The following is a 12381-nucleotide window of genomic DNA, read 5'->3' as shown; positions in this document are numbered from 1 at the left end:
CTGCGGCGCGTCAGACGGCCTGGCTTTCGATGGCCACCAGCTCGCCGAGCGCGCTGCGCAGCGCCTCGACCTTGCGTGCAGGAAGCGCGGCCAGCGGGCGGCGCGGCTGGCCGGCGTCGTGCCCGGTCATCGCGGCGGCGGCGTAGACGGACGACACGTAGTCTCCCTGCCAGATGAGCGACATCACCGCTTCCAGCGGGCGCCACAGCGCGCGCACGCGGGTCCAGTCGCCGTCGCGGGCGGCGCGCACCAGCGCCACGCAGCTGCGCGGCGCGAAGTTGGCGCCGCCCCAGATCAGGCCTTGCGCGCCGGCATACAGCGCATAGGGCACCAGCGGATCGGCGCCGTTCATCACCGGCAGATCGGTGCGCACCAGCGCGGCCTGGGCCGCCAGATCACCGCTGCTGTCCTTGACGGTGGCGAACGGCGGGATCTCGCACAGCCGGCGCATCAGCTCGGGCGTGATCTCGACGCCGACGGCCTGCGGCACGTTGTAGCCGATGATCGGCACGCCCGCGCGCGCCACCTCGGCATAGAAGGCGACGATGCCGTCGTCGTCGGTCGGGCCCTCGAAGAAGGGCGGCAGCACCATGATGCCGTCGGCGCCGCAGTCGGCGGCGTGGCGGGCGCGCGTCAGCACGTCGTCGGCCAGCAGGGCCGAGGTCTGGGCGATCACGCGGGCGCGGCCGTCGATGCGGCGCGCGCCGCGGGCCACCAGCGCCATCGACTCCTCCTGCGACAGGTAGACGTGCATGCCGGTGCCCGAGCTCAGCACCAGGCCGTCGACCCCGGCGGCCAGATAACGCTCGATCAACGCGTCGAAGCGCGCCCAGTCGATGCGGCCCTCGGCGTCGAAGGGGGTGGTGATCGCGAGGTTCAGACCGGAGAAGGGGAAGGCGGACATGGTGGGGCGGAAGGTCGGTGGGGGCTGGCCCGGACGGTCAGGCGGCGCTCAGGCCGCCTGCTGTCCGCGGCCGGGGGGATTCAGGCCCTGTCGCTCGGGCGCCACATCCAGCAGCGCATCGTCGGGTGGCGGCGCGACGTACATGGCCAGGTTCTGGCGCGACAGGTCGAGGTGGGCGCGCACCAGGGCGGCGGCGCGGTCGGCGTCGTGGCGTTCGATCGCCTCGATCATCTCGTCGTGCTGGCGGATGGCCTCGGCCAGCTCCTCGACCATGCGCTGGTCGTGCGGCTGGTAGAAGGTCTTGGCCAGGCGGGCGTGGTCGATCTGCAGGCGGTGCAGCGTCGGCAGCCAGTAGGGGTTGCGGCCCATGCGGCCGATGGCGTCGTGGAAGCGGTCGTTGTTGAAGACGCGTTCGTCGATGTCGCCGTTGGCCACCGAGCGGCAGAAGTCGACCTGGATGCGCTTGAGGCCGGCGATGTCCTCGGCCGTCGCGTGCAGGGCGGCCAGCCGGGTGGTGGCCACGTAGACCACCGGCGCGGCCAGGTAGAAGTTGCGCAGCGCCTCGTGGTTGAGGGCGGCCACGCGCGGGGCACGGTTGGCCTCCAGCTCGACATAGCCCTCGGCGGCCATCTGGCGCAGCAGCTCGCGCACCGGCGAGCGCGACAGGCCGAACTCGCGGCCCAGCTCGGTCTCGTCGAGCAGCGTGCCCGGCTTCAGGTGCAGGCACAGGATGCGACGCCGCAGCGATTCCAGCAGCGCCGTCTTGCGGTCGGCGCCGACGGGCAGCTCGGTCAGGGGCGTGTCGATGGGGTCGCGGTCCATGGGGGTTCCTGTTGGGGCTGAAGTCTAGTTATACAAATTGTCTACAGCAAGTCTTTTGTGCGTCGACTGACTGTGGAGGGCGATGCCGATGGGGCAAGGGCCGTGCGCGGCGCGCAAACGGCTGCGCCCGCCGCGCCACCGCACGGCGAGCGTGCGGCAGCGGGCGGGCGCAGGGGCCGGCGCACGGGGCGCCGACCGGAGGCGGGATCACGGGGGAGCCGGGCTCCCCGGCCATCACGGTTGCAGCCAGGCCTTGAGCTTCTGCGGGTTGGCCTCGACGAACTTCTTGGCCACGCCGTCGTAGTCGTTGTTGGCGGCCTGGGCGTCGGCCTGCAGCTGCTCGACGTCCTTGAGCTCCAGCTTGAAGTTCTTCAGGAAGGTGGTGGCGCGCGGGAAATTGGTGGCCAGATTCTGCGAGCCGTAGGCGTGGATCTGCTCCTCACCGCCCAGCGTGCCCTTGGCGTCCTTCAGGTAGCGCATCGGCCACTTCTGGAACAGCCAGTGCGGGCTCCACACCGTGGTGACGATCCACTCCTTGCCCGACTGCGCGCGCTGCAGCGCGGCCAGCATGCCGGCCTCGCTCGACGACTGCAGGCGGATGCCGGCGGCATCCAGGCCATAGGCCTTGATCGTCGCCTCGGAGGCGCGCATCAGACCGCCGCCCGGCTCGATGCCCTGCACGATGCTCTTGATCTTGGCCTTGACCTCGGGCTTGGCCAGATCGGCGATCGACGAGACCTCCGACTCCGGCACGTAGGCGGGCACCGCCCAGCCGTTCTTGCCGCCGGCATAGATCACGCCGACGTCGACCAGCTTGTCCTTGTGCTTGGCCACGTAGGCGCCGTGGGTCACCGGCATCCAGCCGCCCAGCATCACGTCGGCATCGCCGCGGGCCACGCTCTGGTACTGGATGCCGATGTCGGCGTTGACCATCTTCACCGGCTGGTTCAGCTTGGTCTCCAGCACGTACTTGGCCACGCTGACGGTGGCCATCACGTCGGCCCAGTTGTTGTGCGCGATCTTCAGCGGCTCGGCGGCGACTGCCGTGCCGACGGTCGCACCGAAGGCGACGACCGACAGGGTCGCGCCGAGGACACAGGACTTGAGAAAACTGCGATTCAAGGTGACTCTCCTGGGACTTGAGGGGGACCAGCGGGCGCTGGCGGCGACAGACACGGGGCCGGGAGCAGGCCGGATGACGAAACCGTGTTGATGTCTACAAATGATAGACACCTTGACGGAAAAAAGCGACATCGGGCTTGTCCCGGGGTCTGCGCGGGCCGGTCGGGGGTGGCGCTCAGAGTCCGCGCGGCAGCCCCTCACCCTCGCCCACACCTGCACCTCCACCCGCATGTCGCTGGCGCGCCAGCCCCTGCTCGACCGCCATCAACCAGCGCCGGGCCAGTGGCAGCGGGCCGTGGCCGCTGGCGGTGTTGATGTGGCCGGCGTCACCCAGATTGTGGAACTCGGCGCCCCACAGCCGGGCCCAGTGCTGGGCCCGGTCGACCGTCATCCAGGGATCGGTCTGGCTGCCCACCAGCAGCGCGCGCCGGGCCAGGGGCTGGCGCGGCAGGAGGGCCTCGACGCCGAACGTGCGCGGATCGGCCGGTGCCACCAGCAGCACGCCGCGGATCGCCGGCCAGCCCGGGCGTTCCGCCGGCCGGCTGTCCGCGGTGGGCGCCTGCCGCGCCGTCGCCCACGCATGGACGAAGGACAGCACGCCGAAGCTGTGCGCCGCGACGGCCCAGGCCGCCCCCGGATGGGCCTGGGCCGCCTCGCGCAGCGTGCGGTCGATGCGCGCGCTCCAGGCCACCAGGTCGGGGGCATCCCAGTCGTCCTGCCGGACCCGGTGGCCGTGGCGGTGCAGATGCTGCAGCCAGGTCTGCCAGTGCGCGGCCTCGCTGTCGTGCAGGCCGGGCACGATCAGCAGGCGCAGCGGAGGCGGGCCGCAATCGGGTGCCGGCGTGCCCATGGCCGGTGCCTCAGCGCTGCTGGTCGGCCACCGCGGCCGACCGGGGTGGCTGGCCGGCGGCCGGGCGTTGCAGCACCCGGTCGAGGATCTGCTTTTCCAGCCGCGCGAAGGCCGCGCTGCCCTGTTCCCGCGGGCGGGGCAGATCGATGCGCTGGTCGAGGGCGATGCGGCCGTCCTCGATCAGCAGCACCCGGTCGGCCAGTGCCACGGCTTCCGAGACGTCGTGCGTGACCAGCAAGGCGGTGAAGCCGTGGCGCAGCCACAGATCCTCGATCAGGCGGTGCATCTCGATGCGGGTCAGGGCATCGAGGGCGCCCAGCGGCTCGTCCAGCAGCAGCAGGCGGGGGCGGTGCACCAGGGCGCGGGCCAGCGCCACGCGCTGGCGCTGGCCGCCGGACAGCACCGCCGGCCAGTCGTCGGCCCGTTCGGCCAGGCCGACCTGGGCCAGGGCCGCGCGGGCCCGCCCGGCCCCGTCGGCACCGAGCCCGAGCGCGACGTTGTCCAGCACGCGCTTCCAGGGCAGCAGACGGGCGTCCTGGAACATCAGGCGCAGGCCCTCGTCGCGGGCATCGGGGGCGACCGCACGGCCGTCGGCCTGCAGCGTGCCGGCGCTCGGCGTCTCCAGCCGCGCCAGCAGGCGCAGCAGCGTGCTCTTGCCGCAGCCGCTGCGCCCGACGACGGCCACGAACTCGCCCGGGGCGATGTCGAGATCCAGATCGTGCAGGACGGTGCGCTCACCGAAGCGCTTGGCCAGGCCGCGCAGCCGCAGCGCACGGCCGGCGGCCGGCGGGGGGGTGGTGCCGGCGGCGCCACGGGGCAAGGGATCGGCGGGCAGCACGTCGCGCCTCAGGTGGCTGGGCAGGGCGCCGGCGGGCAGTTCGAGCAGTCGGGTGGTCATCACGGGTTCCGGATCAGGGGGAGGAACGGAGCCGGCCGCATCGGTGCGGTGGGCGCGGGGCGATCGGGGGCCGCGGCGAGGGCGGCCGCTGGCCGGGGGCGCGCATCAGTGCGCGCATCAGGTGGCGGGCGGTGGCCTCAGGCCGTGGCATAGCCCGGATGCCAGCGCAGCCACCAGCGCTCCAGGCCCTTGGCCGACACGTCGGCCAGCTTGCCCAGCAGCGCGTACAGCAGGATGCCGACCAGCACCACGTCGGTCTGCAGGAACTCGCGGGCGTTCATCGTCAGGTAGCCGATGCCGGCCTGGGCGGAGATCGTCTCGGCGACGATCAGCAGCACCCACATCAGGCCCAGGCTGAAGCGCACGCCCACCAGGATGGAGGGCAGGGCCCCGGGCAGGATCACCTGGCGGTACAGCGCCCAGCCCGACAGGCCATAGCTGCGCGCCATCTCGATCAGCCCCCGGTCCACCGCGCGGATGCCGTGGAAGGTGTTGAGGTAGATCGGGAAGAAGACCCCGAGCGAGACCAGGAACAGCTTGGCCGTCTCATCGATGCCGAACCACAGGATGACCAGCGGAATGAGGGCCAGCGCGGGGATGTTGCGGATCATCTGCAGCGTGCTGTCCAGCAGCGTCTCCGCATGGCGGAAGGTGCCGGTCAGCAGGCCGAGGGCCAGGCCCAGGCTGCCGCCGATGGCGAAGCCCGCGGCCGCGCGCTGCGCGCTGACAGCCACGTGCTGGGCCAGCTCCCCGCTGACGGCCAGGGCCCAGGCGGCGCGGGCGACGGCCAGCGGCTCGGGCAGCACGCGCGACGACAGCCAGCCGCGCAGCGAGGCCAGCTCCCACAGCGCCAGGATCAGCAAGGGCAGGGCCCAGGGGGCCAGGCGGCGGAGGCCGGAAGACAGAGGCGTTTGCATCGGATGCTCCGGTCAGACGGTGATGAATCCGCCCGCCACCTCCAGCCGCTTCGGCAGCAGGCCGCTGGCCAGGTAGAAGTCGGCGGTGCGCTGCTGCTCGTCGACGATGCTGCGGTCGAGGGCGATCCAGGTGGTGCGGCGCCGGCTGTAGGCCAGGCGGGCGGCGGGCTCGGGGATGCCGACGATGCGCGAGAGCGTCGCCGCGTAACGGTCGATGTGCTGGTTCGACCAGGCCTGGGCCCGCTGCACGCGGGCGCGGAAGTCGGCCAGTTGCGGCCGCTTGTCGCGCAGTGCGCGGTCGGTGGCCGCCAGGTAGCTCAGGCCGGAGGACAGGCCACGGCCGTCGCGCAGCACGCGCAGGCGGTCGATGGTCTCGGCCACCGCGGTGTAGGGCTCCCAGGTGGCCCAGGCATCGACCGATCCGGCCACCAGGGCCAGCTTGGCATCGGGCGGGGCGAGGAAGCGGAAGTCGATGTCATCGGGCTTCAGCCCGGCCGCCGCCAGCGTGCGCAGCGTCACGTGGTGGCCGATGGAGCCGCGGTTGGTGGCCACGCTGCGGCCCCTCAGATCGGCCGGCTGGCGGATGGGCGAGTCGGCGCGCACCAGCACGGCGGTGCCATAGGGATCGCTGCGGTTGACGCCGTAGGCCTTGATGCGCACGCCCTGGGCCTGGGCGAAGATCAAGGGGGCGTCGCCGATCGGGCCCAGGTCCACGGCCTCGGCGTTCAGCGCCTCGGCCAGCGGGGCGGCCGCCGGGAACTCGGTCCAGGCGATGTCGTAGTCCAGGCCGTCGAGGGCGCCGGCCGTCTCCAGCAGGGCGCGCAGGCCGCCCTTCTGGTCGCCGGCGCGCAGCAGGGCGCGCTCGCCGGCCGCGTGCACGAGGCGGGGTGCGCCGGCCAGCGCGGCGCCGGTCGCGGCGGTGATCACGGCCGCGGCGCCGTGCAGCGCCTGGCGGCGGGTGAAGCGGGTGAGGTCGTTCATGGTGCTCAGGCGGCCTGCAGGGTGGCGCGCGGATCAGGGGTTGCGGGCGGGGTGCCGGGCGGGGTGCCGGGGGTGGTGTCGGCCGCGGGCTGCTCGTCATGCAGGTCCTGGCCGTGGGCCAGACGCTCGGCGGCCAGCGCACGCAGGCGCGGGATCAGCTCGCGGCCGTAGTCGATGGCGTCTTCCACCGGATCGAAGCCGCGGATCAGCAGCGTGCCCACCCCCAGGTCCACGTACTTCGCCAGCGCGCTGGCGACCTGCTCGGGCGTGCCGACCAGGGCGGTGGAGTTGCTGCGGCCGCCGGTCTCGCGGGCGATGGCGGTCCACAGGCGGTCGTCCAGCACCTCGCCGCGTGAGGCTGCGTTCAACAGGCGTTGGGCGCCCACGCTCTGCAGCGGGCCGCCGCGGCCCTGGCCGGCGAGCTGGCGCAGGGTGCGCGTGCGCTCCAGGATGGCGTCGGCGCGGTCCCAGGCCTGGCCCTCGGTCTCGCCCAGGATCACGCGGAACGAGACCGAGAAGCGGATCCGCCGGCCCTGCTGCGCGGCTGCCGCCCGCACCCGGCGCAGCAGCGTGCGGGTCTCGTCCAGCGGCTCGCCCCACAGCGCGTAGGCGTCGGCGTGGCGGGCGGCCACGCGCAGGGCCGCATCGCTGGCACCACCGAAGAAGACGGGAATCTGCGGCCGGCCGTCCACCTGCTGCAGCGGCTTGACCTCGCTGTAGGCGCGCTCGTAGCGGTAGAGGGCGCCGTGGTGATCGAACGGCTCGGTGGCCGACCAGCTGCGCTTGAGCACCTCCAGATACTCGTCGGTGCGGGCATAGCGCTGGTCGTGGTCGAGGAAGTCGCCGTCGCGGCGCTGCTCCTCGTCCGAGCCGCCGGAGATGATGTGCACCGCCAGGCGGCCGCCGGCGAAGTTCTCCAGCGTGGCCAGCTGGCGTGCCGCGAAGGCCGGGCCGATGAAGCCCGGGCGATGGGCCAGCAGGTAGCCCACGCGCTCGGTGTGCGCGGCGGCGTAGGCGATCACCTGGCTGGCATCGTGGCCGGTCGAGTGCTGCGGCACCAGGATGCGGTCGAAGCCGGCGTCCTCGTGGGCCCGCGCGGCGCGCTGCACATGGCCGGGGTTGATGGCGGGGCCACTCGCCACGAGGGTCTCCGACTGCAGCTGCGGGGTGATCATGCCGATGATTTCGAGGCTCATGGAAGGCTCCTTCGGTCAGGTGTTGGGTGGCGCTCGGCCGGTGTTCAGGCCTTGATGCTGGCGGCTCGGGCCGCGGCGGCCAAATGCGCAATCCGTCTATCGATGCGCGGGCGCGGCCTTGGACGGGCGGGCCGGCGGGCCCTAGCGTCACGCCATCGCCGCTTTCCTGTCCCGACCTGCCATGACGCATGCCCTGACCCCTCCTGCCGCACGGCCCGTCCCCGGAACGCCGGGCATCGCCCGTGACCCCGCTGCCGGCCTGCCCGACGCCGCCGGCCTGCAGGCCCTGACCGATGCACTGGCCGAGCTGGCGCCGCGCATCGATGCCGAAGGCCGCTTCCCGCACGAGGCCTTCGCGCTGCTGCGCCACCAGGGGCTGCTGGCGCTGACGGTGCCGCGTGCCTTCGGCGGCGCCGGTGCCACGCTGGCCGACGCCCGCCGCCTGGTGGCCGCCGTGGCGCGCGGCGAACCGGCCACCGCGCTGGTGCTGGTGATGCAGCTGCTGGTGGCCCGCACGCTCGGCCGCGACGAGCACCGCTGGCCGGCTGAACCGCGCCAGCGCGTGCTGCGCAGCCTGGTGGAGGAGGGCGCGCTGATCAACCACCTGCGTGTCGAGCCCGAGCTGGGCACGCCCGCCCGCGGCGGCCTGCCCGGCACCGTGGCCCGCCGCATCGATGCGGGCTGGCGCATCGACGGCCACAAGCGCTACGCGACCGGCATCGACGGCCTGCGCTGGCTGCTGGTCTGGGCCCGCACCGACGAGACACCGCCGCGCTGCGGCACCTTCCTGGTGCCCGCCGACGCCGCGGGCGTGCGCATCGACCGCACCTGGGATCACCTCGGTCTGCGCGGCAGTGCCAGTGACGATGTGCTGCTGCAGGACGTGGCGGTGCCGGCCGATCACGCCATCGACCTGCGACCCGCCGCTGATGGCGCCGGCCCGCCCGATGCCGATCAGGCCAGCTGGACGGCCGTGCTGCTGGGCACCGTGTACGACGCGATCGCGCACAACGCCCAGGATTGGTTGCTGGATTTCCTGCGCCACCGTCAGCCCTCGGCGCTGGGCCGGCCACTGGCCGAGCTGCCGCGGGTGCAGGAGGCCGTCGGCGAGATCGCGCTGCGCCTGCACGGCAGCCAGCGCCAGCTGGATGCGGCCGCGGCCGCGGCCGATGCCGGCGTGCCCTGGCCGCTGAGCGACAGCGGGCTGCTCAAGGTCGATGTCACGCGGCGGGCGATCGAGGCGGTGGAGCTGGCCCTGCGCCAGTCCGGCAACCATGGGCTGTCGCGCCTGCATCCGCTGCAGCGCTTCCACCGCGATGTGCTGTGCGGCCGCGTGCACACCCCGCAGGATGACAGTGCCTGCGTGGCCGCCGGGCGCGCCTTGCTGGCCGGGGCACCGCGATGAGCCGGCTCACGCAGGAGGCGGTGCCGGACATCCCGCGGCCAGCCGTGCCCGGCCGCAGCACGGCGCGGCTGCGCACCTTCATCGCCACCCTGACCCGTGCGGTCGAGCGCCATGCCGCCGCGCCGGTGCCCGGTGCGGCCGACGAGGCAGCCTTGCTGGCCACGCTGCGCCCGGCACTCGCCGCGCTGGTGGCCCACGACGACTGGCTGCCCGACGGCCTGGCCACCCCTGATCCCCGGCGTTACCGCCAGGTGTTGCTGCATGCCGATCCGCTGGAGCGCTGCTCGGTCGTCGCCTTCGTCTGGGGACCGGGCCAGCGCACGCCGGTGCATGACCACACCGTCTGGGGCCTGATCGGCATGCTGCGCGGCGCCGAGACCGAGCAGGCCTGGCGCCCCGGTGCCGACGGACGCCTGCAGCCCCACGGCCCGCCCCGCACGCTGCGGCCCGGCGAGGTGGCCACGCTGTCGCCCGCCACGGGTGACGTGCACCAGGTGGCCAACGCCTCGACCGAGGTGCCGGCCATCAGCATCCATGTCTATGGCGCCAACATCGGCGCCGTGCGCCGCTCGGTGTGGGAGGCCGACGGCACGCGGCGCCCGTTCATCTCCGGCTACTCGAACCCCTGGGTCCCCAATCTGTGGGACCGTTCCCTGGAGCTTTCCGCATGAGCCTCATCCTGAACCCCGACATCGCCGTGCCCCGCATGGACCCGGCCGACGTGCGCCGCCACCTGCTGGCCGGCGACGAGATCGCCCTGCTCGATGTGCGTGAGGAGCATCCCCACGCCCAGGCCCATCCGCTGTGGGCCGCACAGCTGTCGGTCAACCGCATCGAGCTGGAGGCGCCGTGGCGGCTGCCGCGCCGTGCCGTGCCCATCGTCGTCTTCGACCATGGCGAGGGCCTGGCCGTGACGGCCGCGCGGCGGCTGCAGGCCCTCGGCCACACGGCGGTGCATCTGTTGGCCGATGCCGCCCAGGCCGGGCGTGAGGACGCCGCGCTCGACGGTCTGCAGGCCTGGTCCGATGCGGGGGGCGAGCTGTTCCGCGACGTCAACGTGCCCAGCAAGGCCTTCGGCGAGCTGGTCGAGCACGTGGTGGCCACGCCCTCGCTGCCGGCCGAATCGGTGCAGGCGCTGCTGCAGGAGGGCGCCGATGTCGTCGTGCTGGATGCCCGCCGCTACGACGAGTTCCACACCATGAGCATCCCCGGCGGCATCAGCGTGCCGGGCGGCGAGCTGGCGCTGCGCGCGCGCCAGCTGGCACCCGATCCGGCCACGGCCATCATCGTCAACTGCGCCGGCCGCACGCGCAGCCTGATCGGCAGCCAGAGCCTGATCAACGCCGGTCTGCCCAATCCGGTGGCCGCGCTGCGCAACGGCACCATCGGCTGGACCCTGGCCGGCCAGACGCTGGACCACGGTGCGACCCGGCGCGCGCCCGACGGCGCGGTGCCCGAGGCCCAGCACCAGGCGGCCCGTGCGCGGGCGCTCGCGCTGGCCGAGGCGGCCGGCGCGCAGCGGCTCGATGCCGCCGGACTCGCGCGTTGGGAGGCCGAGGCCGGCATCCGGACCCTCTACCGCTGGGACGTGCGCGGTGCCGACGAGTACGCCGCCGGCCATCGCCCCGGCTTCGGCCATGCGCCCGGCGGCCAGCTGGTGCAGGAGACGGACGTGCACGCCCCCGTGCGCGGCGCCCGCATCGTGCTGGCCGACGGCGGGCCGGCCCGCGACGGTGTGCGCGCGCCGATGACGGCCCACTGGCTGGCGCAGATGGGCTGGACCGTGGGCTGGATCGATGCCGAGGCCGATGCCGATGCACCGCTGGAGACCGGCGCCTGGCGTCCGCCGGCCGCCGTGCGGCCGCTCACCCCCGGCGTCAGCGCCATCACGGTCGTGGAGCTGGCCCAGACGCTGGCCTCCGACCGGCCGCCGCGGGTGCTGGACCTGACCACCAGCGCCCGCCATGTGCACGGCCATGTGCCGGGCGCCGCCTGGCTGCTGCGCAGCGATCTGGCCCAGGTCTCGCGCCGGTGCCCGCCGGCCGATCGCATCGTGCTGACCTGCGGCAGCTCGGCGCTGGCCTGGTTCGCCGCTGCCGACCTGGCGCGGCTGACCGATGTGCCGGTGCAGGTGCTGGAAGGGGGCAATGCGGCCTGGGCCGCGGCCGGCCATGCGCTGGAGGCGGGCGCGCAGCGTCTGTTGAGTCCGCGCATCGACCGTTATCAGCGGCCCTACGAGGGCACCGATGCCCCGCGGGAGGCGATGCAGGCCTATCTGGACTGGGAGTTCGGCCTCGTCGCCCAGCTGGGGCGTGACGGCACGCACGGCTTCCGGGTGCTGGACCCGACGACGCTGGGCTGAGCCTGCCGCGGTGGCGACCGTGGCCACCGCGGCCACCCGCGGCGCCAGGACGCGCTGCAGGGGGCTGGCGCCCCCCCGCTGGATCCGGATGAAGGACCGGATGACGAGCCGACCCGCCCCCGATCAGCTCGCCAGCCGCGGCACCGGCCGGCCGCCGACGAAGACCTGCAGCTCACCCGGGCGCAGGGCCTGCCACGGCTCCTCATGGGTGAGCGGCGTGGTGGCCACCAGCACCGAGCGCTCGTCCGCGGCGTGGGCCGTCGACAGATCGGCGCGCTCGCCGGTGTCGATCAGCTGCACCGGGCCGTAGGGGTGGGCCTGCTCACCGCGGGCCAGCCAGTGCAGGCGGGTGCTGCAGTGGGCATACAGCGCATGGCCGTCGCTGAGCAGGAAGTTGAACGGCCCGTGGCGGGACAGCGTGTCGGCCAGCTCCTGCAGCAGCGGGCGCAGCGTCGGCACGTCCGGCGCGGTGCCGGCGGGCAGCCGGGCGTCGAGCGTCTGCAGCAGCCAGCAGAAGGCGGCTTCGCTGTCGGTGTGGCCGGCGGCTTGCCAGCCGGGTGCCAGCTCGGGCCGGAACCCCTCCAGTTGGCCGTTGTGGCAGAACAGCCAGCTGCGGCCGCGCCACAGGCGCGAGAACGGGTGGCAGTTGCTGCGCTGGACCGCACCATGGGTGGCCTTGCGGATGTGGGCCAGCGTCGTGGTGGCGCGCAGCGGATGGCGGCGCAGCCAGGCGGCCAGGCGGGAGGTGGCCGCCGGGGTCTCGTCCTTGAACACCCGCCAGGCGGCGCGGCCGGCGTGGAAGCCGATGCCGAAGCCGTCACGGTGCTCGTCGGTGTCACCCCCGCGTGCGGCGAAGCCACCGAAGGCGAAGTTGATCGTCGTCGGCACGTTGCTGTTGAGGGCGAGCAGCTGGCACATGGCGGT

Annotated in this window: 12 protein-coding genes; 3 read left to right on the top strand and 9 right to left on the bottom strand. The window is 73.6% G+C overall.

Annotated features, from left to right (window positions below; all coding sequences use genetic code 11):
• Nucleotides 1-10: 10 nt before the first annotated feature.
• The 8 genes from AACH11_RS12780 to AACH11_RS12745 form a co-directional block, all read right to left on the bottom strand.
• A complete protein-coding gene (locus AACH11_RS12780) occupies nt 11-904 on the bottom strand; it encodes a dihydrodipicolinate synthase family protein (RefSeq protein WP_341374623.1) in 894 nt (297 codons plus the stop codon).
• A gap of 48 nt (nt 905-952) precedes the next feature.
• The gene (locus AACH11_RS12775; RefSeq protein ID WP_341374622.1) at nt 953-1726 is read right to left on the bottom strand and encodes a GntR family transcriptional regulator; all 774 of its coding nucleotides are present in this window, start codon (nt 1724-1726) and stop codon (nt 953-955) included.
• A 234-nt stretch (nt 1727-1960) separates the two neighbouring features.
• Complete coding sequence (locus AACH11_RS12770; protein WP_341374621.1) at nt 1961-2848, bottom strand: glycine betaine ABC transporter substrate-binding protein; 888 nt, start codon at nt 2846-2848, stop codon at nt 1961-1963.
• 175 nt (nt 2849-3023) lie between these two features.
• On the bottom strand, nt 3024-3698 hold the full coding sequence (locus AACH11_RS12765) for an RBBP9/YdeN family alpha/beta hydrolase (protein ID WP_341374620.1): 675 nt from the start codon (nt 3696-3698) through the stop codon (nt 3024-3026).
• A 10-nt stretch (nt 3699-3708) separates the two neighbouring features.
• Nucleotides 3709-4596 (bottom strand): ATP-binding cassette domain-containing protein, encoded by an 888-nt coding sequence (locus AACH11_RS12760; protein ID WP_341374619.1) that lies wholly within the window; start codon nt 4594-4596, stop codon nt 3709-3711.
• Between the two features lie 137 nt (nt 4597-4733).
• Complete coding sequence (ssuC, locus tag AACH11_RS12755; protein ID WP_341374618.1) at nt 4734-5513, bottom strand: aliphatic sulfonate ABC transporter permease SsuC; 780 nt, start codon at nt 5511-5513, stop codon at nt 4734-4736.
• A 12-nt stretch (nt 5514-5525) separates the two neighbouring features.
• A complete protein-coding gene (locus AACH11_RS12750) occupies nt 5526-6494 on the bottom strand; it encodes an ABC transporter substrate-binding protein (protein WP_341374617.1) in 969 nt (322 codons plus the stop codon).
• 5 nt (nt 6495-6499) lie between these two features.
• Nucleotides 6500-7690 carry an LLM class flavin-dependent oxidoreductase gene (locus AACH11_RS12745; RefSeq protein ID WP_341374616.1) on the bottom strand — a complete coding sequence of 397 codons (1191 nt, stop codon included), beginning with the start codon at nt 7688-7690 and terminating at the stop codon, nt 6500-6502.
• A gap of 181 nt (nt 7691-7871) precedes the next feature.
• Here AACH11_RS12745 and AACH11_RS12740 point away from each other — a divergent pair, with 181 nt between their 5' ends.
• From AACH11_RS12740 to AACH11_RS12730, 3 genes are read left to right on the top strand one after another with little or no spacing between them, the layout of a single operon-like run.
• Nucleotides 7872-9095 (top strand): acyl-CoA dehydrogenase family protein, encoded by a 1224-nt coding sequence (locus AACH11_RS12740; protein ID WP_341374615.1) that lies wholly within the window; start codon nt 7872-7874, stop codon nt 9093-9095.
• Nucleotides 9092-9766, top strand: a complete 675-nt coding sequence (locus AACH11_RS12735; RefSeq protein ID WP_341374614.1) for a cysteine dioxygenase family protein — start codon at nt 9092-9094, stop codon at nt 9764-9766. The genes AACH11_RS12740 and AACH11_RS12735 overlap by 4 nt, the downstream gene beginning before the upstream one ends.
• Nucleotides 9763-11457: a rhodanese-like domain-containing protein gene (locus tag AACH11_RS12730; RefSeq protein ID WP_341374613.1), complete on the top strand. Its 1695-nt coding sequence runs from the start codon at nt 9763-9765 to the stop codon at nt 11455-11457. The genes AACH11_RS12735 and AACH11_RS12730 overlap by 4 nt, the downstream gene beginning before the upstream one ends.
• Before the next feature lie 123 nt (nt 11458-11580).
• Here AACH11_RS12730 and AACH11_RS12725 read toward each other — a convergent pair whose 3' ends face one another.
• Nucleotides 11581-12375, bottom strand: coding sequence for a class II glutamine amidotransferase (locus AACH11_RS12725; protein ID WP_341374612.1), 795 nt, complete (start codon nt 12373-12375; stop codon nt 11581-11583).
• Nucleotides 12376-12381: the final 6 nt, after the last annotated feature.

It is taken from the genome of Pseudaquabacterium rugosum (assembly GCF_038066575.1).
Classification (GTDB): domain Bacteria; phylum Pseudomonadota; class Gammaproteobacteria; order Burkholderiales; family Burkholderiaceae_C; genus Pseudaquabacterium; species Pseudaquabacterium rugosum.
Note: the sequence above shows the minus strand (reverse complement) of the source record. Positions and strands in the feature narration are given on the sequence as shown.